At 66.9% G+C, this 25163-nt stretch carries 11 protein-coding genes and 1 tRNA gene; 4 read left to right on the top strand and 8 right to left on the bottom strand.

What is annotated here, in order from left to right; translation table 11 throughout:
- Nucleotides 1-118: 118 nt before the first annotated feature.
- From MF4836_RS32365 to MF4836_RS32350, 4 genes are all read left to right on the top strand, one after another.
- Nucleotides 119-1261 (top strand): SGNH/GDSL hydrolase family protein, encoded by a 1143-nt coding sequence (locus tag MF4836_RS32365; RefSeq protein WP_078473778.1) that lies wholly within the window; start codon nt 119-121, stop codon nt 1259-1261.
- Nucleotides 1258-1962: a hypothetical protein gene (locus MF4836_RS32360; RefSeq protein ID WP_078473777.1), complete on the top strand. Its 705-nt coding sequence runs from the start codon at nt 1258-1260 to the stop codon at nt 1960-1962. Before MF4836_RS32365 ends, MF4836_RS32360 begins: the two co-directional genes overlap by 4 nt.
- A 131-nt stretch (nt 1963-2093) precedes the next feature.
- Nucleotides 2094-2168 (top strand) — tRNA-Gln (locus MF4836_RS32355).
- 199 nt (nt 2169-2367) lie between these two features.
- Nucleotides 2368-2814, top strand: a complete 447-nt coding sequence (locus MF4836_RS32350; RefSeq protein WP_161955778.1) for a DUF3806 domain-containing protein — start codon at nt 2368-2370, stop codon at nt 2812-2814.
- A gap of 126 nt (nt 2815-2940) precedes the next feature.
- Here the strand turns inward: MF4836_RS32350 and MF4836_RS32345 are convergent, their stop codons facing one another.
- The 8 genes from MF4836_RS32345 to gspK form a co-directional block, all read right to left on the bottom strand.
- Nucleotides 2941-15318 carry a filamentous hemagglutinin family protein gene (locus tag MF4836_RS32345; RefSeq protein ID WP_078473775.1) on the bottom strand — a complete coding sequence of 4126 codons (12378 nt, stop codon included), beginning with the start codon at nt 15316-15318 and terminating at the stop codon, nt 2941-2943.
- A gap of 187 nt (nt 15319-15505) precedes the next feature.
- A complete protein-coding gene (locus MF4836_RS32340; protein ID WP_078473774.1) occupies nt 15506-16723 on the bottom strand; it encodes a substrate-binding domain-containing protein in 1218 nt (405 codons plus the stop codon).
- 406 nt (nt 16724-17129) lie between these two features.
- Nucleotides 17130-18341 carry a type II secretion system inner membrane protein GspF gene (gspF, locus tag MF4836_RS32335; protein WP_078473773.1) on the bottom strand — a complete coding sequence of 404 codons (1212 nt, stop codon included), beginning with the start codon at nt 18339-18341 and terminating at the stop codon, nt 17130-17132.
- Entirely contained in the window at nt 18341-19759 is a 1419-nt protein-coding gene (gspE, locus tag MF4836_RS32330; protein ID WP_078473772.1) for a type II secretion system ATPase GspE, read from the bottom strand. The genes gspF and gspE overlap by 1 nt, the downstream gene beginning before the upstream one ends.
- 333 nt (nt 19760-20092) lie before the next feature.
- Nucleotides 20093-22459, bottom strand: coding sequence for a type II secretion system secretin GspD (gene gspD / locus MF4836_RS32325; RefSeq protein WP_078473771.1), 2367 nt, complete (start codon nt 22457-22459; stop codon nt 20093-20095).
- Entirely contained in the window at nt 22456-23022 is a 567-nt protein-coding gene (gene gspM, locus MF4836_RS32320; protein WP_078473770.1) for a type II secretion system protein GspM, read from the bottom strand. Before gspM ends, gspD begins: the two co-directional genes overlap by 4 nt.
- Nucleotides 23015-24181 carry a type II secretion system protein GspL gene (gene gspL / locus MF4836_RS32315; RefSeq protein ID WP_078473769.1) on the bottom strand — a complete coding sequence of 389 codons (1167 nt, stop codon included), beginning with the start codon at nt 24179-24181 and terminating at the stop codon, nt 23015-23017. The genes gspM and gspL overlap by 8 nt, the downstream gene beginning before the upstream one ends.
- Nucleotides 24178-25158 carry a type II secretion system minor pseudopilin GspK gene (gene gspK / locus MF4836_RS32310; protein WP_078473768.1) on the bottom strand — a complete coding sequence of 327 codons (981 nt, stop codon included), beginning with the start codon at nt 25156-25158 and terminating at the stop codon, nt 24178-24180. Before gspK ends, gspL begins: the two co-directional genes overlap by 4 nt.
- Nucleotides 25159-25163 lie beyond the last annotated feature (5 nt).

Raw genomic sequence — 25163 nt, 5'->3', positions numbered from 1 at the left:
TCGTGTGGTCTTCGATCGTGGTCGGTGTCGTATTTTTTGTTTTCTGTTGACGGCGACCCCCGGGATCGACACAGGGTGGTGCGTCGGCAGCGTCAGATGGGTGTAAGGGACGGGTGCAGTGGAGCTGGAAGCCGGCGAACAGGGCCTGTTGCCCCACCGCCTGCCCGCCTGGGCCCGGGCGCAATGCGCGGACCCGCAGTTCGCCCGGGCCGAAGCCCAACCCTGCGGGGTGCGCCTGGTGCTGCAAACCGAGGCCACCGAGATCGAGCTGGATGTAGTGCCGATCCGCTACCTGTATAGCGGCGCACCGCCCCGGCCGCTGGGGGTCTATGACCTGTGGGTGGATGGACAGTTGCTGCACCAGTGCAGCGCCCAGGGCGGTGACCAGGTGCGCATCGACCTGGCCACGGGTGCGCAGACGTGCACCTCGGGGCCGGTCGCCACCCTGGGTTTTGCCGGCCTGCCGGCGCGGGACAAGACCGTGGAAATCTGGCTGCCCTATAACGAAACCAGTTGGCTCCAGGCCCTGCGCAGCAACGCCCCGCTGGCGGTGCCCGAGGCCACGGGGCGCCCGGTCTGGCTGCACCACGGCAGCTCCATCAGCAACGGTTCCAATGCCGCCAGCCCGACCTCGATCTGGCCGGCGCTGGCGGCCCGCCTTGGCCAGGTGGAGCTGTACAACCTCGGCCTGGCCGGCAACGCCCTGCTCGACCCCTTCACCGCGCGCAGCATGGGCGGCATCGCCGCCGACCTGATCAGCGTCAAGCTCGGGATCAATCTGGTGAACGCCGACCTGATGCGCCTGCGAGCCTTTATCCCGGCGGTGCACGGTTTTCCCGACACCCTGCGTGACGGGCACCCGCACACCCCGCTGCTGCTGATTTCACCGCTCTATTGCCCGATTCATGAACACACCCCCGGCCCCGGCGCTTTTGATAGCCAGGCCCTGGCAGCGGGCAAGGTGCTGTTTCGTGCGTCGGGTGACCCCGCAGAAGCCCAGACCGGCAAGTTGACCCTGATCCGCATCCGCCAGGAACTGCAGCGCATCGTCGAGCAACGCCGGGCCGACGACCCGAACCTGCATTATCTCGACGGCCTGCAGCTGTACGGCGCCGAGGATTTTGCCGATTTGCCGCTGCCTGATCAGTTGCACCCGGACGATGCCGCGCACCAGCGGATCGGCCAGCGCTTCGCCAGGATCGCGTTCGGCACAAACGGCCCGCTGGCGCTCGAAAAAACCGCAACCGGAACCGCCCCATGAATACCTACCTGCCCCTGTTCTGGGCCACCGACCTGGGCATCGACTACGGCGCACCGACCCTGTACCTGCGCGACCTGCTGCCGGCCGTGGGGCAAAACACCCTGGCAGCCTTCGATTGGCAGGCCCACCTGACGCCCGGTGAAACCCTGCAACTGATCTGGTGCCCGCCGGTCTCCGACCTCAACGGCTGGAGCGAACAACCTTCGGAAATCGCCCTGAGTCACCTGCTGCGGGCCAGGGTTATCCGCGCGCTGCCCGGCGCGGCAAACGCCCACGGCATGTTGCATGGCAAGTACCGCTATGAATTCGAGGTGCTTGCCTGCGAGGCACTGTTGCCTGTCCTGCGTGCACTGCCGCCCGTCCCGGACGCCTGGCACCTGCCCCAGGTAGGCACCGCGCGCGGCACCCGGTTGAGTTGGGATGAGGTGCGCGTGTGCGGCCGCGCCGAGGTTGCGGGATTGATCTACCTGACCGCCAGCGCACCCCATGAAACCTATATGGAGATGCTCCTGGAAGACGATGGCGAGCAACTGACCGGGCTGTTTTCACTGCATATGGACCCGGGCTCCAGCACCTGCGACCTGGGCCGCAAGCGCCTGGCGGGCGATGAGCTGCGGGCCATCCGCCATGCGCTGGACATTGCCCGGCCCCTGAAGGACACCCAGGCCGCTTATATAGCCGGGGGCCCAGTACCTGAGTAAGCCGCTGTTTTAAAAACTATTTTTTTCAACTTTCACTTCCCATACGCGATAAATATTGATAAATTTCCGCGCGTTCTTGCACAGGGGCCTCCACGGCCTGCAGTGACAGCAAGCAACGTCGCAACAGCTACAGGGGCGTCGCCAAGCGGTAAGGCAGCAGGTTTTGATCCTGCCATGCGTTGGTTCAAATCCAGCCGCCCCTGCCATTTTCTTCAAGGGTTATCCACCCGTTATCCCGCAGCCGATACTCGGCTTGAGCCGCGCTCCGATGCCGGCCCACACAACGATCTCCTCCATCAGTCACCTCGCCTCGCCTACCACGGCCAAGCTGCGTCTGCACTCTGGAAATCGGCTCGAAAAAATCCGATAGTAGCGCCCCACGACACCACCCCATGGAGCTTTCTGATGTCGAATTCCCAACCCGCCACGGCGACCTTCGGCCCTATCCCTGGCGACCTGCTGGCCACGATGCACGGCTTGCGCGCCCAGCTCGGCGAGCGGATTGCCCAGCAGTTCCCAGGCGCCTCCCTGAACGGCACCGGCGCCGATTTCGCCCTGTTGCAGCAGATGGTCGCCAGCCAGACCCTGGAGGATTCCGACGTCCAGGCCTGGGAGGCCATGGGCATCGCGCTGGGCGACGCACTGCTGGCGCAAGTGCCCGGCCTGGCCTGGGCCCTGGTCAGCGATGAGTACGGCGTCGATCCGGTCCTGCGCTACCGGCAGACCACCCTGCAGATCGGCGTGACTGGCCTGCTGCTGAAACGCGTCAGGCAGGGCGAGCCCATCGACGTCGAACACATCGCCCACTGGCTCAAGGAGTTCATTGAAACCCAGAGCCATGAATACCAGTGAGCAGCCACCCGCGCTGATCAGCCCGAACTGCGGTTGCGTACGCGGCGCGGCATAGGTCGTGGCGGGGCGACCGGCAAAAAAAAGGGGCGATCAGCGATCGCCCCCGAACGTACTACGAGAACAACCCTATAACGTCAGCTGCCCACGTTCCTCATCGGTCAGGCGCGCCCGTGCCTGGTCGCTCAAGGGCCCGGCGCCCAGCACTTGCACCGGGCTGTCGGGGTTGTAGCCCGGGGCGCGGCTGGCGTCTTCGCGACCGCGTTGCAGCGGTTCGGAGCCAAAGCCCAGGACCTCGACGGTAACGATTGACGCCCGCCCCTGTTTCGCCGCCGCCTGCTGGTTGCGCGCAGCGTCTTCAGCAGCCTGGGAAGCCGCAGCGCCCGCCGAACTGGCCGAGCTCATGGCCCCGGTATTGACCGCCGCCGACACCGGCACCCCGGACGACTTGCCCTGGGTCTGGATGTTCGCCGCATTGACCACCCGCAGCGCGGCGATGTTGATATTGCCCGACACGCGGATCCCCGCCTCGCCGGCATCGATGGTGCCCAGGGGCGCGATCAGGTCGATGTCGCCGGCCGCGACTTCCGGGATCGGGTTGAGGGTGGCGATCCCGGCCCCGGTGCTCGGCACCGACGGCGACAGGCCGACGTTGCCCCAGGTGTCGTACACCCGCTTGGGCGGCGTATAGACCACGGTGGTCTTGGAACCGCGCCCGGCGTTGATGTCGCCGGCCGCCGACCAGCCCATGATCGAGCCGCCAAAGGTGGTCATGATCCGGCTCTGGCCGAGCAGGATGCTGCCCAGGGAATACAGCTGGATATCCCCCGCGCCCTGGGTGATGACCCCGGCCGACGCCGGTGGCGCCGCGCCTTCGATGCCGAAGGTCTGGTTGCCGCCGGGGGTCAGCATCTGGATCGAGCCACCAAAATCGGTGTGCACCCCGGCGCCGCCGAACAGGGTGATATCGCCCTGGTAGCGGATGGGGTTGCCGGCCACATCGGTCTGCGGGAACAACGCCGCAATCGCCGTGCGCCCCCGGGCATAGCTGCCCTGGCGCAGGCCGCCTTCCTGGGTGTACTCGCGCCCGCCAGCCTTGAGTTCGGCGAAATACACCTCCCGGGCAAACACCCGCTGCTGCTCCGCCGGCAGCGCCGCGTAATAGGCCCGGGCCTGGGTGCTGTCGCCGACAAAACCGAAGCGCCCGGCCAGCCAGGCCTGCAACTCGCCCTCATAGGTCTTGGCCACCTTGCCGGCGCCCAGGCTTTCCCCGGGCTGGGCCAGGTTGGCCGGGTCGAGGTAGGCCTGCACGAAGCGCTGGTAGTCCGGGCCGTTGGGACCGACGCCGGCCTGCATCACGATGCTCGACCCGGGGCGGCTGTCACCGGGTGCCACGCCGCCGAGGCTGATGACGCTGACCTTGTCCTCCATCAGGATAGTGCGCCCCGCCGTCAGCTCCAGGGTGCCGGGACCGGCGACCCTGAAGTTGCTGTAGAGGATGTCGCGCCCGGCACTGGCGATGGAGATATCGGTCGGGTCGTTATGGATAAACAGGTTGCCCACCAGGGTATAGGCACCGAAGTTGAAGTCGCCGCCAGTGCTGCCGTTCATGGGCGTGCCGCTGCTGACGATATCGCGCCCGGCCAGCATCCGTACCGGCCCACCGCCCTCGTAGAAGGTTTGCCCGAAGCGCGAGTCGGTGGTGGAGGTCATGGTGATCGCCCGGCCGCTGCTGACCCCCATCAAGTCGCCATTGACGGCATAGAAGCGTGCCGGTTCGGCGGCGCTGCCCCACTCGGTGGAAGCACTGTTGGGGCCGAAGGCGAACAACGGAAAGGTCCCGCCACGGGCCCGGTTGCCGTCACTGGGCAGATTGCCGCGGCCGACGATGGGCGCGCCCGTGAGGTTGTCTGTGGTCACGATATAGGCCGGGTGCTGCGGGGTGGCCAGGACCCGCGCCGCGGCGCTGGAGCGGCTCACCGTCAGGTCCCCGCCGTAGATCGAGTCGCCGGCCAGCAACTGCAGTTGGCCATTGAGCGACGGCGCCAGTACCAGGGCCGCCGGGACGTTGTTCGCGCCTGCCGAAAACTGCCTGGAGTGCCCGTAATACAGACTGCCGCTGGCAGCGACCGCCCTCAGGGTGGCCGGGTACACCGTCGCCATATCGGTGGGGCTGCCGTCGTTCATGGGCGTAAGGTTGCCCCCGGCGGAAAACAGATCGACCGCGGTGCGCTCGGTCCACAGGGTGAACCAGCTCTGGCCGACGCCCCAGGTGCCAGCGGGGCTCTGATAACTCCAGCCATTGACCAGGGTCGCCCGACCCGGGTCGGCCACGGTCTGCAGCACCAGGTCGCCACGGGTCGACAGGTTGAACGTGGCGTCCCCCGGCACCAGGGTCAGACCGCCCGAGGCGGCCGCCAGGGTCGCGCGCTGGAAGTCAAAGGCGCGGATTTCGCTGGAGCTCTGGTCCACCGCCCGGGCGCCGTAATGCAGCTCCAGGCTGCCCAGGGCGCTGCCGCTCACTTGCACATGGCCGCGCAGGTCCACCAGCGCGCCGTTGAACGCACCGGCCCCGTACTGGCGATAAGGGTTCAGGGCACCGCCCACCCGCAGGTTCAGATCGCCGCCACCGGTCACTTGCCGACTGCCATCGGCCGCCAGGCGCCCGGTGCTGCCGACGGCCAGGATCAGGCCCTGGCTGCGGCGGTTGGCGTAGCCGGCGAAATCCGCCGCCGCCAGCGGTGCGAGCACCCCGGCATCGCCACCGACCTCAACCTCCAGGTTGCCACCGCCCAGGGTGCCGAAGCCGGTAAAACCTACCATCTGGTCGGCACCGGACACGCTGTTGGCGGTGTAGGTCCCGAAGTTGATCCACCAGGCCGTGTCCCGCGCCTGGCCAGCACCGGCGTCGTTGCCCTGGCGCCAGAGCCAGTTGCCGACATTGCTCGAGTCATGGCCCATGTCCGACCCCACCGGGCGACCGTTGGGGCTCTGGCTCGGGAGGTCGACGATATTGCCGCTCAGGTCGCCGCCGGCCTTGATCCGCAGGTTGCCGCCGCCTTCCGGGTACCAGGCGCGGTACAGGCTCTGGGTGCCGCCGTCGACCAGGGCTTCATAGCCGCCGGCGAGGTTCTTCAGGACCTTGCCGCCGCTGCCTGAGCGCGCCAGGTTGTAGGGGTCGCTGGCAGAGGTCTGGGTCGAGGAAGTGCCGGCGGTGTAGACGCCGAACAGCGAGTCCATGCTCAGGTTGCCCGCCGCCAGCAGCTCCAGGTCGGCGGCACCGGTACGCACCACGCTGGGGCGGGTGCTGCTGGCGACCAGGGTATAGCCACTGCCGACCTGGCAATAACTGGGCGTATCGTCGCAAAGCCCCGGGTATTGCAGTTCGACGAAGTCGATCGGCAGCCCCACCATGCTGTCGTCGCCAAAGAAGTCCAGCGAACCCTCTTCGGTCCAGACAAACTCCGGCTGGCCGTACATCCCGTAGTGACTGTCCGCCAGATGCAGATCGCCGGCCCGAGCCTGGGTTTGCAGCAGACGGCTGTCGGCGGCCTGGGTATCGGCACCCGCCACCAGGCGCAGCGACCAGGACTGGGAACCCTCGGCCAGCATCGGCGCGATGGCCCACAGCTTGCCCTGGCGCCCTGCCACCTCGGGCCGCAACTGCACCGACTCGACCCCGGCCGGCAGCTTGATGTCGGTGCCGGACGGGATCAGCGCCCCGCGCGGCAGCAGCCGGCTGCCATCGAGGGTGACCACCGCCCGGCTCCCGGCCTGGCCTGGCAGCGGCACGCCCTTGGGCCAGGTCATGGCCCCGACCCGGGTGTTGACGACCAGCAAGGTGCCGGCGTCCAGCACACTGCCCACGGCCAGGGTCTGGTCGTGGCCGAGCAAGGAGCCGGCGGTGAACAGCACCTTGCCGTCGGCATCGCGCACCGCCGCCGCCAGCACCGTACCCGCCGGCAGGAACAGCTCCTGGGCCAGGGTCGCGGCGACTGGCAGGCGGCTGCCGGCCGGCAGCATCAGGCCGCGGATCGGCAGGTCGTAGTTCAGGGTGCTGCCGCCGGGGAACAGCGTGCCGTCGGCCAGGGTCACGCCCGTGCCCGGCACCACGATGTCGCTGCCGGTGAAGTCGAGGCCGGCCCGCAGAATCCAGCCCGTGTCATCGTCGGTGGGCGGTGGCGGCGCAAAGCCGTCGTTGATGCTGCCGTAGATGTTCAGGTCGCCACCGGCGCGCAAGGTCAGGCTGCCCACCTCACCGGAGCCGTACACCTGGGTCTGCTCGGTGTGCGGGTTGACGCTGGCGTAGCGAAACTGCGACAGGTCGATATCGCCCTGCACCACCAGGTCGCCGTCGGCGGTCTTGCTGATGATCTCCACCCCCGGGCGCAAATGGAAGGCATCGGCGTAGGTGGCATTGTTCAGGCCGGCGAGTTTGTTCTGCATCAGGTCGCTGTTGTTCTTCGCCGCGTTGATAAACAGCACGCTCAGCGCATGTTTCTGCTTCAGGTAATCCTCATCGATCACCTGGTATGGGCGGCCACTGGCGCTGGTATCGGTGCCTTCCCGGGCGTCGTCGTAGCTGATCATGCCGTTGACCGCAATCGAGCGTGCACCCTGGATATCCAGCTGGCCATGGGCGTCGATGGCAATGTCGTCGCTGCTCTGATCGGGCTTGATCAGCCGTGGCGCATTCAGCTCCAGGGTGCCGCGGCTGCGACCGTCGTTGGCGCCGGGGGCCGTGCCGAGCGCAACCTCGGTGCCATGGCGCAGGTCGATACGCACGCCGTCGGCCAGGGTCAACTGGCCCTGGCCGGAGCTGAGCACCACCATGGCGCGGTTGGGCGAGTCGATGATCTTGCCGTAGCTGTCGACCCGCAGCCGGCTGCCATGGGCGTCGAGCACTGCGCTGCCGTCCAGGGTCAGGCCGTTCCTGGCGGCCAGGTTGATGCTGCCGACCCGTTCGCCGCTGGCGTCCACCAGGCCGTTGACCCGCAGGCTGCCGTTGTCCAGGGAGACGCTGATCCTGCCGGCCTTGAGGCCATTGCCGATGGTCAGGTCACCCTGCTTGAGCTGGAAACTGCGGGCACCAAACACCTGGCCTTCGTTCAGCCGCTGGTTGAGCGCGGCGAACTGCTGGTCGAGGCTCGCGCCGGCCCCCAGGTGCTGGGCCTGGATCTCGACGCCGCCCGCCGCGTACGGCATCAGGCTGCCACCGGCATCGTAATAGCCGCTGCTGCCGGCGAGGATCCGTCCTTGCAGGTCGACGCCACCCGCGCCCGGGTCCAGGGCGATGGCTTGCAGCTTGCCGGCCTGGTTGTTCCTGGCCGACAGGTCAATGGTCGAACCCGCCGCCTGTAGCACGTTGCCGGCGCGGCTCTGCAGCAGCACGTCGCCGCCCCAGCCATATTTGGTCAGATCGTTGAAAGCGATGGCGCGCCCGGCCACATCGATCAGCGCGGCGTCGGTCAGCAGCACATCGCCCCGCGCGCCCAGGGTCACCTTGCCGCTGGGCAGCACCACGGCGCTGGCCAGGCGGATGCTGTCGCCCTGCAACGCCAGCTCGGCGCCCTGGCCGTCAGCCGTGCCCGGGGTAACGCCCGTTGCCGCCACATCAATCGCGCCCCCGGCGGTGATGCGATTCACCGAACCGGCGGCACCGGTCAGCAACGGCGTGAGGATATTCAGGTTGCCGCCGCTGTACTGGAAGCCCTTGCCGGTTTCATAGGCACCCTGGCTTTGGTAGACCGCCAGGCTGCCCTTGTGGTTGGCGGTGATGCGCTCGCTGGCACTCAGGTTGACGCTGCCAAAGCCCAGGGCCAGGCGATCGAAGCTCTTGATCGTGCTGGGCTGGGCGAAGGCGCCATAACCGAACTCGATGCGCTCGGCCTGGATATCCAGGCGCCCGCTGCCCGTGCCGGCGCCACCGGCCACCACCGCGCCGGCAGGCGTATCCGTGCCCTGCCAGATCAGGTTGGCGGTGTGAATGCTCGCCACGTCGCTGGCGCTGCCCGAGCCGTAGATGGCCGGGCTCGACAGCAGCAGGTTGCTCAGCAGCGACTTGCCGGTCAGTGGGTCATAGGTGTCCAGGGCCGTGCTGCCGTAGAAGTTGAAGCTGTCCCGGGCCGAGAGTTGCAGGGTCTCCAGGGCCGGCGCGCCGAACTGGGTGTCGCCGCGCAGCAAGCGGTCCAGCAACTGCTGGTTGAGGGTCATGCCGGTCGGCAGGCGGCCACTGGCCGCGGCCGCAGCCAGGGCCTCGGGGCTGCCGACGTTGACGCTGCTCAGGCCCAGGTTGAGGTGCCGGGTGCCGTAGCGCACCTGGTCTCCCAGCTCGAAGGTGTTGTCGGTCAGGGCGACGATACTGCCCTCGGAATACAGCGCGGTCTGCCCGCTGCACGGGGCGTTGGTGCAAGCGCCGACCTGGATGCCGCCGCTGACCTGGCCGCCGGCCTGGGTCTGGCCGATGACGTTGAGCAGGCCGTTGGACACCGCCAGCAGGTTGCTCATCTGGTAGATAAACCCATCCCGGGCGTCGTAGCTGGCCCGGCCGCGGCCGATGCTGTTGATCGACGCGCCTTGTTCGAGGACGATCTGGCCGTTGCCCGCCACCAGAAACACCTCGGGCGCGGCCAGGCTCGCGCCCTGGCGCAAGGTGATCGAGCCCGACATGGCGTTGGTGCCACTCGCCAGGGTGATGTAGTTGCCGCCCTGACCGTACTTGACCAGGGTCAGGCCGCCGAGCATCAGGCGCGCCGCGCCCAATGCGTTCAGGCTCCGGTCATCCAGGGTCACGCCGCCGAAGCCGCTGCTGGCGGCGTTTCCGGCTTTCACCACTTCAATACCGCCAAAACCCGAATTCAGCACCGCCACCGTGCCACCGTAGCCACCGGCAGCCGCCTCGAAGCGGCCAATGCCCTCGAAGGAAAACGCCTCGGCCCCGGCGCCCGCGTACAGGGCCAGCTTCAGGGTCTTGGCATCCACCGGCAACAGCGGCCGCGGCACCCCGAGCTTGGCCGCGTCGGCCAGGGCGAACTGCGCATAACCGGTTTCGTTGTATTGGGAGTAACGACGCAAGGTCTCGGCCGGGGTCAGGATCACCTGGCTGGCCACACTGTTGCCGATCCCGGTATGGGCCACGGACAGGCGCCCGGCGGTTGACCAGGAGCCATTGCGCAGCTGCTGCGCCGTGCCTTCGCTGCCGAGCCCGGCCAGGCCGTTGATCTCGACCCGGAACGCCCCCGGCATCAGGGCGTAGGTCGACGGCATCAAGGTGTAGGTGCCTGCCGCCAGGCCCGGCACTCCGGCGCCGATGCTGATCTGCTGGCCGATCATCGGGTCCACCGCCCCACCTTCCGCCGCCACCGGCGCATAGCCCGGCTGCACCCCGGGCACGATCGCGTAGATCGGGTTGGTGCCCAGGCCCGGCAGGACAAAGCCGCCATTGGCGCCAATCTGCACCAACGGGCTGTAGCGGGCATCGGTGGAACCGCCACGCCCGGAGATAAACCCGGCCCCCAGCAACTCACCACCGCCGGACAGATCCACCGTGGCCTCGGGCAGCACCTTCACCGACTGGCCGCCGAGGATCACCCCCACGCTCAGGTCGCTGTTTTCATTCACCAGCGCTCCCTGGCCAAGGAAGGTCACATTCTTGCCGTTGTACTTGTAGAGCTGGCCGTCGACCGTGCCGCCATAAGGCAGCACCAGGCCCTTGCCGCTGACCGAGGTCACGCTGCCGGGCAGCAACTCGACCCGGGTCGCCCCCAGGTTGCCGATTTCGATCAGGCCCAGGGGCGCGCGCAGCACCCCGCCCTGCTTGATAATTGCCGCGCCCAATTGCAGGCGGCCGAAGGCCGAATAAGGCACGGCCAGCTCGGCATTGCCGCTGCGGCCGATGGTCAGGGTCCGTGCGGGGTCGAAGTTCAGCAGCAGGCCATTGCCGGCCCCCACGTAACCAGCCAGCACTCGGGCCCCGACTTCGGTGGCCGGGTACAGTTGCGCCGCCCGCAGGGTCATGTCGCCGTGGGTCAGCAACTGGGTGCTGATGCCCTTGGCGATCACATCGGCGCCGGCACCGGCGAGGAAGCGCAGGTCGCCCTGGCTGGTCAGTTGCACATCATCGAAGCCACGGCGCTCGACAACCTGCTGGCTGCCATTGGCCTGTCGCAGGCTGCCCAGGCTGCCGAACACCACACTGCCGCGCACGTCGATCAGGTTGCCACTGGCGCTGAACTGCGCCTGGGTCGGCCGCTGTGACGGCGTTCCGCCGAGCACCGGATGCTCATACTGATCCTTGGCTTCCAGTGGCGCGAGGATCCCGGCCAGCAACAGGTAGGGCGCCGACAACTCGACCCGCGAGTGGGCCGCGGCGTTCTCGCTGAGGTTCAGGGCGCTGCTGTACAGGCGCAGGCTCTGGCCCATATGCAGCGAGACATCGCCATCGAAACTGAGCAGACCGTTGCTCAGCAGCGCCAGACTGTCGAAACCACCGGCGCTGACCTGGTCCACCCCGAGGCGGCCATGGCCGTACTCCAGGCTGGCGGCCGCGTCTTCGGCGGTCGCCGGCAGCGTGCTCGGTTGGTGCACCTGGCCGAGCACCAGTTCCCGGGGCTTGAGCACCCGGTCGGTCAGCGCATTCTTGATGTAGTACGGGCTTTCCAGGGCCAGGGACAGGCTGCCGCCCGCCGCGCCGGCGCCTCCGGCCCGGGCCGCAAAGCTGCCGTCCAGGTACAGGCCGTTGTTGGAGGCGAAGCTGATGCTGCCGCCATTGCTGGCCACCTGCACCCGGCCCTGCCCCGGTATATCCAGGGCCGCCTGGGCGCCGGAAGCCTCCAGCCGCGCGCCTTCGCGCACCACCACGAACAGATCGCTGGCCTTGGCGATGCCGGTGGCCAGGTCGATCTCGCCGCCGATGGCAATCGTGCCGCCATTGCGCACCTGCCCGTAACTGCGGCCACGGTTGTCCACCGCGCTCACCGCCCGGGCCGCGACATCGATCAGCGCCTGCTCGCCGACCCAGATCGAACGCCCGTGGCCGGTGGCGTTGGCCGCCTCGCCACTGGCCGTCGTCAGGCCGCCGAGGCTGACGCGGCCACCCCAGGCATTGAGGGTGCCATTGACGGTCAACTGGCCGACGCTGCGCAGGTTGATCGCCTGCCCCGGGTCGACCGTGATCACCGCACCCTGGCCAACGCTCAGGGCGGTGGTCGCCAACTGGGCGGCGGTGGCGTATTGCGTGCCGGCGCTCAGGGTCAGGCTGGCGCCACGGCGCTGAGTCAGCACACCTTTGGCCGGGTCCTGCTGGTACAGCTCCGGCAGCCAGCTTTGCAGCACGCTGGCCGGCGCGCTGCCGGTGGGGCGGGTGCTGGCCTCGGCGCCCAGGCGGTACAGCGGCTGGTTGACGTCGACCCGGGCGCCGTCGGCGACAATCAGGCCTTCATTGCCGGTGATGTCGTAGGCGGAAAAGCCCTTGTCGAAGAAGTCCCCGGCCAGTTGCAGGGTGCCGGCCACAGGCGCGGCGCCGGTGTCGCCGATCAGCACCTTGTGCGCCTGCAGCGCCAGGGTGCCGCCGCCGTTGACCCCGTAGCCGAGCAGCTCGCTGCCAAGGTCCAGCGAGCCATCGGCCGCCAGGGTCAGATCACCGCCCTTGCCGCCACTGGTCTTGCCGTCGTAACCGATGCTCGCACCGGACGTGACATCCAGCCGGGTGCCGCTGGCCAGGTTCAGGTCGCCGCTGCTGCGCAGCGACAGCTTACCGCCGTTGATAAAGGCCAGCCCCTCGCTGGCCTGCGGATCAAGGGCGAGGTTGGTCCAGCGTCCGGAGACATCGAGCTTGACCCCGGTCGCCACATCGACCCGGGGCTGGGCAGCGCCGATGGGTGCGAGGATCACGTCACCGAGCACAAAACCACGGTTTACATCCACCTGGTTCAAGACGTTGCCGGCATTGATCCGGCCGCCATGGGCGGTGAGGTCGGCGTTGATCTGGACCTGGGGTCCGAACAGGGTGATATCGCCGCCGTCGGCCACCTTCAGCCCACTGTTGACCTGGATCTGCTGCCGCGCACCGACCTTGATCGCCCCCAGCTGGAAGCCGTTGAGCTGGTCGCTGTCCAGCACCAACTGCCCTTGGCGATCGGCCGGCAAGGCGCTGGTGAGGTCCAGGCCGTCGGCGATCTTCTGCGTGTTGGCCTCGATCAGCACCTGGTCCACGCTCGGGCTCAGGGCGTAGCGCAGGGTGCCGCTGGCCTTGTTGTAGATCGGCGTGTAGTTGCCAATGATCAACTGCGCCCGCTGGGCAGCGGCCTTGTGGGATTGCTGGTAGCCGTCGAGGTTGACGTTGGGCGCCTGGGTCTGGCGCTCGCCCTTGAATACGTCGCTGATCAACTGGCCTTCGAGCACGGCGTTGCGGGTGCCGATCACCAGCTTGCCGGCGTCGCGGCCGATGGTGTAGCCGGCCTCGTAGCGCCGTTGCTGGGCGATCAGCGGGTTGTAGTAGTAGTCGTTGCGGTTCCAGCGCGCGCTGATGTCTTCATACCCCTTGTAGAGCCCGGTGTAGAGAATGTCCCCCGGTGCCCGCGACAGCTCGTACAGCTGGCCATTGGGACCCTTGAGCCAGCTTTGCTGGATATACCCGCCTTGCACGTCGACGGTGCCGCCGGAGAGGTTCAACTGGGCACCGGACTGGGTCACCACGTCCTTGCCGGTAAAGGTCAGGGTGCCGCCCTGGGCCATCCACTCACCGACTGTATGGCCCTGGGTACCGAGGTAGCCGCCCACCTCCAGCAGGCCGCCGGCGGTGTACCAGCGGTCGGTGGCGTAGCCATTGGTACCGGCCGGGACGAACACCAGCTCCCGCAGGTCGACCCAGACATCGTTGTTGATCAGTTGGCCGTTATCGCGGTTGCCCGCCGAGTCGCGCTGCTCGTTGCCCTGGACGTTGATCTTGATGGTGTTGGATTCCATCGCCACCTTGACCCCGACGGCGCCGGACACATCGATAGTTGCGCCGTCGCGCACCAGGCTGCGCTGGCCCGCCGTCACCGCCACCTGGCCGCCGGTGGCCAGGGTGATGGAGCCGCTCTGGAAATCCACATGGCCACCGCTGACGATTTCGATCCGGGACTGATCGGTGCGGTCGCTGATGCTGCTGAGGTTATTGAACTGGCCAGTGATCAGGTTGGTCGGGGTGCCGTCGAGGTTGATCAGGCCATTGTTGCGCTGGCTGTCCAGGGCACTGCTGCCACTGCTGTCGAGCAGGATCGCGGTGGTGCTGCCCTGCCCCAGGGTCACGCTGCCGGTGCTGTCGCTGGCCGAATTGAGCAAGTGAATCGTGCCGCGGGTGTCCACCGAGGTGCTGGCCAGGGCCACGCCGTTTTGCTGCACCTGGTGCCCGGTCAGGGTGATATCGCCGGTGGACGCCATGATCAGGCCGGTGTTGGTGACCTTGCCGGCACTGCTGCCGGGGTTGAGGCTGGTCGCCACTTCGTTGCCCCGGGTGGTGGAATGCTGGTTGCCGCTGGTGCCCACGCCACGCCGGATGTAAAAACTGTCACCGGCCGCGAGGGTGGTCTGGCCCTTGGCGGTGATCAGGGTGCCGGCGTTCTCCACTTCCGAACCCAGCAGCAAGGCGTAGCCACCGGCGTCGGTGGACGTCGCCGGGCTGTGGGTCTGGATCAGCGCCCCGCGCTGCACCTCGACCTTGCCGGCGGCATCGGTAAAGGTCGGCAGGGTGCCGTTGGTGTCCACGTACAGTCCGTGCTGGGTGAACTGGTCATCGCTGATGCTGGCGGCCGCGGCCACCAGGTTGCGCACGTTGACCTGGCTGCTGCCGCTGAAGATCACCCCGTTGCGGTTCATGATCATCACCGTGCCCGCGCCCTTGATCTGGCCCTGGATCTCGCTGGGCCGGGCATTGGGGTCGTTGACCCGGTTGAGCACGGCCCAGCTCGACTGCTGCTGGAAGTCGACCGTGGTGTTGCGCCCGACGTTGAAGGTCTCCCAGTTGAGGATCGCCTTGTCGGCCGTCTGCTCGATGGTCACCGTAGTCTGGCCGCCGGCCTGGGTCTGCACCGGGCCTTTGGCGTTGGTCCAGCCCTGGGTCAGGCTGTTGTCGACCTTGAGCCCGCCTTCGCCGAGGCCGTCGGGCACCGTGGTCACCCGGCCGAACGCGGCCTGGCGCCCGGCCGCCTGGGCCGCTTGCTGGGCGGCAATGGCCGCGACACTGGTGTTGAGGTTGCTCAGGGAACGCTGCAACTGCTGGTTGGCCCGGGTCTGCTGGGACAACGGCGGCGGCATGCCCGGCACCTGGCCCCCGGTGCGCGCGGCCGTGGCCGCCTGGGACGCGCCCTTGGCAGCAAACCAACCGGAACTGAACGCCGTGGCGCCATGGGCACTGCCGGCCATCAGCAGCAAGGCGATGGCATGGGCCAGGGGCTTGAGCCGCAGGATTGCCTGGCCATCGTGGCCTTGGGCTTGGGGTTTGACCGGTGGTTTGCAGCGAACCATTACGACTCATCCTTTGTTATGACGCCCACGGGAGCACGACGCTTCAGGCAATAGGCCGTTGGCGCGGGCTGCGACCGAACGCTTGTCATGGAAAATTCATCTTTGAGGCCTCAAGGCGCCCCAAGCAAAAAATCAGCAACGGCCTGGGCCGTTGCTGATCGGGTACTGCGCGACAGTGAAGCGAGGGTTACAGCGGACGACCGATGCCGTTGCAGATGTTGCTTTTGCCGATGCTTTGGTCGCTGGTGGCGGTCAGGAAGCTGCTGCGTACAGCGGCTTTCCAGGCAGCTGGCAGCGGTACGAAACGGTTGGCGGTGATGGCGGCGTCGTTGTTGGTGGCCGCTGCGGCACCGTAGTGGCGAGTGAAGAAATCACGCACTTGGTTGCTTTGATCCTGGTTGAAGTAGCACTGGCTGAAGATCAGGTTGGTGAAGCCCAGGATCGGGTAGCCGGTGGTTGGGTAGAGCTTGAGGCTCGGGTCGGTTGGGTTGAGGTCGATCTGAGCCTGGGAAGTGAAGACCGGAACCCAGGCGTTCGGGTTGGCACGATCAGCAGTGGCCGGTACGGCTACGGCGTTGATTGCAGCCGAGACGTTGGCCGGTGCAGGCGACAGGCCGACGATGTTTTTCGCCACATCTTTGCCCACGCGGGCCACTTTGGTGGCGTCGTCCAGACCGGCCAGGGTGGTGGCGGCGAAATCCGGGCTCATGTAAGTGATACGACCCTCAGCAACGGTGGTGTCGTTCAGCGCAGTCATCACGCCCTGGCTACCGGTAGCGGCCACAGCACCGGCTGGCAGGCCGCCCGAGTAGCTGCTGGCGAAGGTCGTGGTGACGGCGAAGGCGCCGGTTTCAGCGCACTTGGCGTTGAGGAAACGGGTGAACAGTTCGGTGGTGCCGCTGCTCTCGCTGCGGTAGACCACAGTGATCGGGCCAGTACGACCGGAGCCGGTGATCTGATCCCACTGGTTCACACGACCAGAGAACACACCGCACAGTTCGTTGACGCTCAGGTCAACGGCGTTGGCGCCGCTTTTGCGGAAAGGAATGGCAACCGAAGTGGCCACCGAAGGCACCTGGATCAACGGACCCCAGGCAGTGTTGTGAGCCGTCACGTAGCCGCTCAGTTCAGCCGCGGAGAGTTTGGAATCGCTGCCCGCCCAGTGCACGTTCTTGCCAGTGGTGCCGGCCACGAACTTGGTGTAGTCGTTGTTCAGGAAGGCCGATTTGCCGTTGCCGCTGCCGACGCCGATGTAGGGCGCGAAACCGGCGGTCAGTACGCCCGCAGTCTGGTACAGCGGTTGTGGCAGGGTTGCACCGCCGCCGTTGATGTCTGCCAGTGCAGCCTGGGCCGAGCACAGGGCCGCGAGGGTCAGGGATGCTGCGAGAACGTTGCGCTTAAACATGAAGAAGCTCCTTTCATCGTGTTCGTACGTGGGGTAGATGGCTCTTGCATGACGCCATGGCGCTCCGGTCCGCAGCCTTGATCCAGAGGGCTTGAGGGGTGAGGCCATGGGTAGAGAAGTTCGCAGCTTCCGGTGACAGATAAAGGAAAAAACCTCGGGAGGAGCTGCGGGTTTTTGCCCAGGATTCTCGGGTGTTCAGCAGGGTTTTGCGGGGGCACGCCAGGCAGGTGAGCGCGAGAGTTCAGCGGGCCTCGGCGGGAGCCGGCAGCGCTGTTGAAGCCGGGCCCGACACATGACAGAACAACGAACCCGAGAACCCGCCTGCCCGGAGTCGGGAGCGCTGGCACAGCAGTGAAAAAATTTCGGGCCTGACCCCATGCCGCAGATAAAAACCGGGTGACCTTACTCAGGTCACCAGTTGGTTGATCTCGATGATCGGCAGCAGGATCGCCATGACGATCACCAGCACCACCGCGCCCATGACCACGATCATCAGCGGCTCCAGCAACGCGGTCATGCCCATGGCGCGGCGTTCGATATCCCGCGACAGGGTCTGCGCCGCGCGCTCCAGCATCGGCGGCAAGGCGCCGGTCTTCTCCCCGCTGGCGATCAGGTGGATCAGCACCGGCGGAAAGACCTTTTCCACCCGTAACGCCGCCGCCAGGTTGACGCCCTCACGCACCTTGGCCGTGGCATCGCTGACGCTCAGGCTCAGGCGGTCGTTGGACAGGGTTTGCCGAGCGGCTTCCAGGGCCCTGAGCAACGGCACCCCGGCGCCGCCGAGAATCGCCAGGGTCGAGGCAAAACGGGCGGTATTCAGGCCCAGCACAAAACGCCCGATCAGCGGCAGGCGCAGGATCCGGCTGTGCCAGCTCAGGCGTGCGGCGGGGTTGCGCAGGTACAGGCGCCACGCCCAGAAACCGCCTGCCAACAGGCTGAAACACAACCAGCCCCAACTGCGAATAAAGTCACTGGCGTTGAGCATGGCCAGGGTCAGGCCCGGCAGGTCCTGGCGCGCCTGGGAAAACGCGCTGACCACCTGGGGCACCACGTAGCTGAGCAGGAAAATCACGATGCCGATCGACACCAGCCCCACCACCCCGGGGTAGATAAAGGCGGTGAGAATCTTGCCCCGCAGGTTGTTGCGTTCTTCGATGTAGTCCGCCAAACGCTCCATGACCTGGGCCAGGTCGCCGGACTCCTCCCCCGCGGCAATCAACGCCCGGTAAATCTCCGGAAAGTCCCGGGGCCGCGCCGCCAGAGCCTCGGCCAGGCGCATGCCACTGCGCACATCGGCGCGCACCGCGCTCAGGGTCTGGGCGATATGTTTGCGCTCGGCCTGCTCCACCGTGGCGCTGAGCGCGGCTTCCAGGGGCAGACTGGCTCCCAGCAGGCTGGCCAATTGGCGGGTGGCCCAGGCCAGGTCGTTGTCTGAAAGCTTGGCGCTGAACAGGCCCCCTGCCCCATTGGTTCCCTGATGGCTGTCCAGTTGCACCATCAGCGCCGTCAGGCCACGGCCACGCAGGTTGGTAAACGCCGCACTCTGGCTGTCGGCCTCCAGATGCCCGGACTCGATCTTGCCGCTGGCGTCGGCGGCTTCGTAGCGATAGCGATTCATCAGGCGTCCCGGGTTACGCGAAGGATTTCTTCCGGCGCGGTGGCACCGCTGCGCACCCAGCGCTCGCCATCCTCGCGCATGCTCAGCATTCCGGCTTTACGGGCAGCGGCCTTGAGGGCCTGCTCGCCGGCGCCCTGGTGAATCAGGGTGCGAATATCGTCGTCGATGCAAAACAACTCATGGATCCCGGTGCGGCCGCTGTAGCCAGTGTGATTGCACGCGGCGCACCCTTGTGGGCGCCAGGTGCCGGGGGCCGTCGGGTCCTCTTCCTTGCACTGCGAGCACAGGCGGCGCACCAGACGCTGGGCGAGGACTCCGAGCATTGATGAGGCGAGAAGAAAGGGTTCGACCCCCATGTCGATCAGGCGATTGACGGCCGACACGGCATCGTTGGTGTGCAAGGTTGCCAGCACCAAGTGCCCGGTCAGCGAGGCTTGCACTGCTATCTGCGCGGTCTCCAGGTCGCGGATTTCGCCGATCATGATGATGTCCGGGTCCTGGCGCAGGATGGCCCGCAGGGCCAGGGCGAAGGTCATGTCGATCTTGGCGTTGACCTGGATCTGGCTGATACCGGGCAGGTCGTATTCCACCGGATCCTCGACGGTGAGGATATTGCTGGTGCTGGCGTCGAGCCGGGCCAGAGCGGCATACAGGCTGGTGGTTTTGCCGCTGCCGGTGGGGCCGGTGACCAGCACGATGCCGTGGGGCTGGCGGATCAGGCTGTCGAGTCGGGCCAGCACCTCTGGGTCCATGCCCAGGGTTTCCAGTTGCAGGCGCCCGGCCTGTTTGTCCAGCAGGCGCATCACCACCCGTTCGCCATGGCCGGTTGGCACGGTGGAGACGCGGATATCGATGGGGCGCCCGGCCACGCGCAGGGCGATGCGGCCGTCCTGGGGCAGGCGTTTTTCGGCGATGTCGAGTTGGGCCATGATCTTGATCCGTGAGACCAGGGCGCCGTGCAGGGCTTTGCGCGGCGACACGACATCGCGCAGGGTGCCGTCGACGCGGTAGCGCACCACGGAATGGGTTTCGTAAGGTTCGATGTGGATGTCGCTGGCTTCGTCGCGGGCGGCCTGGGTCAGCAAGGCGTTGATCATGCGGATCACCGGGGCGCCGTCCTGGGTGTCGAGCAGGTCGGTGATTTCCGGGATGTCTTGCATGAGGCGATCGAGATCGACTTCGTTTTCGGCGGCGCCCACCACGGCGGCGGCGCTGCCGGTGTCGGCGTAGGCGCTGGCCAGCAGGCCATCGAGTTCGTCATCGCGGATGTGTTCGATGGGGCTGGGGCCGAATTGGCGTTGGGCTTCGTTGATTGACCAGCCGGGGGTTGAGGGGCAGACCAGGAGTATGGCGCCCGCCTCGCTTTGGCGCAGGAGGATGCGGTGGGATTTGGCCCAGGCGTAGGGGAGTTGGGTCATGTGGGCTCCGCTGGATTTAGATCGGGGGCAGATCCGTTGTTGGGGGGTGGGCTGGTATTGGTTCCGCCCTTACGGCGGGTCACTTTGGAAAAGCCGGAATGCCGGCCCAGCCCAAAGTAACCAAAGGGCTCTTGCCCCACCACTGGGTACCTCGCCTAGGCTCGGCATGCCCTCGCTCCGGCATTGATCCTTGGCCCAGCGCGGCTAACCCGGCGTCCTGCCGGGTTACCCACGGCTCACTGCCTGCGTTCGGCCATCTTGGTTTGACGGGGCGCTGCAGATCAAAATCAAGAGCGCGGCGGCCTTCCGGCCGGCCTGGGTGTTGGCACCGAATCATTGCGGCACCGCCCTGATCACGGCCCTGGGCCCTTGGGCCGCTGGGGTTGCGCCGGGGATGCCCTTCTCTACCGAGGGCAATTGCGGTGCCTGCATATCCGGCATGGCCCAGCTTCTTTCCGGCTGCAGGCCACCTTGGGCGCGGCGCATGAAGTCGTAGCGGTTCAGGGTGATACTGCGCCCCGCTCCGCTGTCGCGGATGATGTAGGGCCGTAAAAACACCATCAGATTGGTTTTGTTGACGCTGCGTTTTTCATTGCGAAACAACGCACCAAGCCCGGGGATATTCGACAGCCAGGGCACGGCGTCGTTGCTCTGGCTGTAGCCGTCTTGTAGCAGGCCGCCGAGGACCATGATCTGCCCGTCATCCAGGAGGATGCTGGTATCGATTGCGCGTTTGTTGGTGACAGTGCCGGCATCCACCGAAGCGCGCTGATCGACGCTGCTGACTTCCTGGTAGATATCCAGTTTCACCGTGCCGCCTTCGGAAATCTGCGGCCGCACATTCAGCTTCAACCCCACTTCTTCGCGCTGTACGGTCTGGAACGGGTTATTGCTGGTGCCGCCGCCTCCGGTCACATAGCTGCCGGTGACAAAGGGAATGGTCTGCCCGACAAAAATGCTCGCTGCCTCGTTATCCAGGGTCAGCAGGTTGGGCGTCGACAGCACATTGGTCCCGCCTTTGCTTTTCAGGGCCCGGGCCAAAACCTTGAGGTCCAGCACTTTGCCTATCCCCGGAATATCCACCGTGCCGTTGACCAGGCCGATGTTCAGGCCTTTGGGCAAGACATCGATGCTGGTCTTGCTGGTGGGTGTGCCGTTGAGCCCGCTCCCCCCCAGGTTGACCCCGCCGAAACCACCAGTGCCGGCCAAATTGCCGGCCTGCCATTGCACGCCGAACTCGCTGGCATCGTCTTCGTTGACTTCGACGATCAGGCTTTCGATCACCACCTGGGCCCGGCGCTGGTCGAGCATGTCGATCACTTCCCGCAGGTTGCGGTACAGCGGGTCCGGCGCGGAAATCAGCAAGGTGTTGGTGGTGGCGTCGGCCTGGATGGTTACGCCGCCTGCGCTGAACGCGGTGTTCTGGTCGCTCTGGGTCGTGCTGCTGCCCTGGGTGCTGGCGGCACTGGCGCCCTGGGCATAGCCGCTGCTGCCTGTGCTGCCATTGAGGTTGCCGCTGGCGGTGGGTGTGCCGCTGCTGTTCTGGCTGCTGCCCTGGGCGCTTTGTCCGGAGCCGCCCATGCCGCTCAGCATCGAACGGGCATTGTCGTTGCCACCGCCGTCGCTTTCACCGGTCAGCAAGCCGCGCAGAGCCTGGGCCAATTTGCCGGCCTGGGCGTTGCGCAGGTAGACCACGTGCAGGTTGCTGGGGTTGCTTTGGGCGTTGTCCAGTTTGTAGATCAGGTTGCGTGCCAGTTCGGTCCGTTCCGGGCTGCCGGCGCGGATGATGATCGAGTTGGAGCGTGGGTCGCCGATCACGTTGATTTTTTGCGTCTGGTCGCCGCCCTGATTTTCCAGGAGTTCGGCCACCATGGCCGCGATATCGACCGCGATGCCGTTTTGCACCGCCACCACATCGGTATCGATGGCGCTCGGGGTGTCGATGCCGTCGATAATCTGCGCCACCCGTTGCAGGTTTTCCGCATAGTCGGTGACGACGATGCTGTTATTGCCCGGGTAGGCGTTGATCGGATTATTCGGCGAAACGATCGGGCGCAGCACCGGGATCAGGTTCACCGCGTTCTCATATTGCAGGCGAAAAGTCCGGGTCAACATGCCGTTGCCCGCGGGTTTGTCGGCGCTGTAGATCGGCCCGCCCAGCAGCTTGGCATCGGCCTCGGGCACCACCTGGGCCACGCCGCCCACATCCACCACGCTGAAGCCCTGCATGCGCAGCGCCGCGAGCAACATGGCATAGGCCTGATGAGCCGGCACCTGCCCCTCGCTGACCAGGGTCAAAGTGCCTTTGACCCGCGGGTCCACCAGGAACTGCTGGCCGGTGGAGCGGGACAACGCCCGCACCACGGCCTGGATATCGGCCTCGACAAAGTTCAGCTGCACCGGCTGCTCACCCAGGGGGTTGCGCGCTGCGCTGCCACGGGTATTGGCGGCGTGGCCACGGGCGCTGTTGGTCACCGGGTGCTGCACCCTTGGCCGCGGCTCCAGGCTGCTGGCCGGGCGCTGGCGGTCGAGCAAGGCGTCGCCGCTGCGTCGGGTATCGGCCAGGGGTTGGCCCAGTTCACTGTCCACCAGCAAGGGCGGCGGTGTCGGCGACTGGGTGTTGCTGCACGCTCCCAGGGCGAGCAATAGCAGGGGCGCGGCCTTGCGACAGCGCGCGGTATTGGAGCCTGACCACTTCATGAAGCTTCCTTAGCGCCAAGCGCCTGATCCATGCGAACGGTTCCGGACAATGTGCCGGCCGAATCTTCGGCCTGGGCCGCGCCTGCGCGTTGCAGGCGAGCCTCGGACACCTCCAGGGAAAATTGCCGGGGGCTACCCAGCAGCCAGCCGACCACGGCATCCGCCGGGGCCTCTTGAAAGGTCAGGCGCCAACTGCCGGGTACCGCAGCATCGGGGGCCTGCAATTGATAACGGTCCTTGAGCCCGGCACTGTCCAGGGCCTGGCGCAACGCCGGTTCCAGGTCCGCGCCGGGGGTTGGCCGCGGGTCGCTGGCGACCTCTTGCAGCAGCACATGCAAGGCTTCGGCCTGGGCCCGCAGCTTGGGGGTTTCGGTTTGCCAGTAATCGATCCTGGCCAGCGCCGGCTGGATCAGCAGCATCCACAGCAGCAGGCCGGACAGCCCCAGGCCCATGCCCGCCAGCAGGCGCTTCTCCCGCAGCGCCAGGCCGCTCCACAGCTGTTCGGCCTGGCTTCGCAGGCGCTGCCAGCGCAATCGATACGGGGCCAACGCGCGCTTACTCATCCGCGGCCTCCTTGGCAGCCGTGGCCTCGGCGGACTCGGCCAGGGGACCCAGGGTCCAGCCGTGTTCATCGCGAACGGCGGCAAAACCGGCCTGGGTCAAGGCCGCTTGCCAGTCGCCTGGCGCGCCCTGCTGGCTATCGTTCGACAGCCTCAGGTGCAGGCGCCCTTGCTCGAACTCCAGTTGCTGTACGCCGCCGACTATAAACGGCATGGCCTTGCCCGCCAGTTGCAACAGGCTGGCAAAGCGTTGCCCGGGGTCAGCCGCCGTGCCGCTCTGGCGAGCGGCCAATTGCTGGCGGGCCTGTTGCAACGGGTTGAGAATCACCGGCAATTCGGGGAAGGCCTGTTTCACCCGCTGGCTCATCTGCGCCTTGAGCCGCTGACCCTCTTCGGCCTGTCGTGCCGCGTACAGGTTCAGGCCCAGGGCCCAGATCGCCACGGCCAGGGCGCCGCACGCCAGCGCCCGGCCCCAGCCGGCCGCGCCGACACGGGGCGCGTCGAGCCCGCCGTGCAGGCCCCAGGTCGGTGCCGCGCCGCTCCAGCGTTGTGCCGTGCCCAGCGCCTGCGCCGTTGCCGGAGCGCCCTCGCCGACCCACTGCAACTCGGCGCCCGAGGCCAGCAGGTCCTGCAGTGCCTGCTGGCCCAAGGGATGCACCGCGCCCTGTTGCAGGCTGTGGCGCAACAACAAATGCTCCGCCGCCAGGGCCACCGTCAGCCGTCCAGGGGGCGGCAGCGCCAGGGCATAGGGCGCCGGGTACAGGCCGCGCACCTTCAGCTGCACCTGGGCCAGGACCCGACCCAGGTGGGCCAGGCGCACCTTGGCCAGCCAGGCAATCTGCACCAGGCCATTGCTCTCGCGGGGGCCGTGGGCCACATGCATCTCCTGCAACGGCCCGAGGATCAGCGCCTGGGCCGCGCAATTCACCGCCGCCGCGACCTTGGCCGTCGGCAACAGCGGCAATTCGAGGCTGGTCAGCAGGCTGTCCTGGGGGTGCAGGAAGCACTCCAGCGCCAGCGCCTTGTGTGCCAGCCCCAGTTGCGCCAGGCTGCCCTGGCCCTCACGGCTGACCTGTCCGGCGCGGTCCAGCCAGGCAAACTGCACCAGGCTTTCGGCGCTCAGGTGTTCCAGGGCCGGCAAGGCGACCCGCAACCGGCTCATGCCCCCACCCGCGACCAGATCACCTGTGGCAGGCGGTCTTCGGGCCGATGCAACAGCGCCTGAAGATGCAGCCGGCGCTGCTCGCGGCGAACCTGCCCATTGAGCTGAAACCACTCACTGGTGATCCCCACCTGGACCTGGTCCAGGGCCAGCCCCTTTAAACGCAGGCGGTTGAAAAAGTCCCCGCGGTTGATAAACCAACGACCGCCGTCACGCTCGGCCACCAGAGCCCGGGCCTGGGGCAAACCCAGGCCCGGCACCACTGCGCTGAGCACCTCGGCACTGGCGGTGTTGCCGTTGACCCAGGTGTTGCTCGGCAACAGGCTGATATAGGCCGCCAGCTGCTTCAGCCGGCGTTCATCCAGCCCTTCCAGGCCCCGCAGGTCATCCAGGCTGCGCAGCATCGGCTGTCTGGCCGGCAGCAGGCGCGCGGCACTGCCCGGTGAGGTTTCACGGCCGCTGTCGAAGCCGTTCTTCACCGGCACTGGAGCCAGCCGCTCAGGCAGCAGGTCATAGGAGGCGATCACTCGCTGGCTGATGCGTCGGCCAAGGTTGGCGTCGATGCCGAGCAGCGCGCACAGGCGCTGGAAGTTCTGCAATTGGGCGGCGTCCGGCTGCTGATTGAGCACCAGGTTGCGCAGGTTGAACTTGCCCTGCTCATCCTCCAGCCGACCCTCGAACACGCCGCCAAGGTTGCTCGCCTGGATCCCGCCCAGAGGCTGGGCCCATGCCTGATCGAGGCGGGTCAGGACCTCGTGCTGGCGCGCCTCCCACAGCAGTTGGCGGCTCAGTTCCAGGCTGCCCTGCAACTGCCAGTTGCCCTGGATCCGCAGTTGCTCGGCCTCCAGGGTGCGGGTGAACAGGGTCTGCCGGGTGAGCATGCCTCCGGCGATGACCGCGACCACGGCAGCAATCAGCAAGGCACTGATAATCGCCATGCCGCGCTGCTTCGCCGGCTTCGGCGAATGGGTTTTCATGGTCG

It is taken from the genome of Pseudomonas sp. MF4836 (genome assembly GCF_002018875.1).
Lineage (GTDB): Bacteria > Pseudomonadota > Gammaproteobacteria > Pseudomonadales > Pseudomonadaceae > Aquipseudomonas.
Note: the sequence above shows the minus strand (reverse complement) of the source record. Positions and strands in the feature narration are given on the sequence as shown.

Coding starts and splice junctions, on each gene's coding strand:
- gspF (WP_078473773.1), bottom strand. CDS start 18,341: ATGAATCGCTATCGCTACGAAGCCGCCGACGCCAGCGGCAAGATCGAG.
- gspE (WP_078473772.1), bottom strand. CDS start 19,759: ATGACCCAACTCCCCTACGCCTGGGCCAAATCCCACCGCATCCTCCTG.
- gspM (WP_078473770.1), bottom strand. CDS start 23,022: ATGAGTAAGCGCGCGTTGGCCCCGTATCGATTGCGCTGGCAGCGCCTG.
- MF4836_RS32345 (WP_078473775.1), bottom strand. CDS start 15,318: ATGGTTCGCTGCAAACCACCGGTCAAACCCCAAGCCCAAGGCCACGAT.
- gspK (WP_078473768.1), bottom strand. CDS start 25,158: ATGAAAACCCATTCGCCGAAGCCGGCGAAGCAGCGCGGCATGGCGATT.
- gspD (WP_078473771.1), bottom strand. CDS start 22,459: ATGAAGTGGTCAGGCTCCAATACCGCGCGCTGTCGCAAGGCCGCGCCC.
- MF4836_RS32350 (WP_161955778.1), top strand. CDS start 2,368: ATGTCGAATTCCCAACCCGCCACGGCGACCTTCGGCCCTATCCCTGGC.
- MF4836_RS32340 (WP_078473774.1), bottom strand. CDS start 16,723: ATGTTTAAGCGCAACGTTCTCGCAGCATCCCTGACCCTCGCGGCCCTG.
- gspL (WP_078473769.1), bottom strand. CDS start 24,181: ATGAGCCGGTTGCGGGTCGCCTTGCCGGCCCTGGAACACCTGAGCGCC.
- MF4836_RS32360 (WP_078473777.1), top strand. CDS start 1,258: ATGAATACCTACCTGCCCCTGTTCTGGGCCACCGACCTGGGCATCGAC.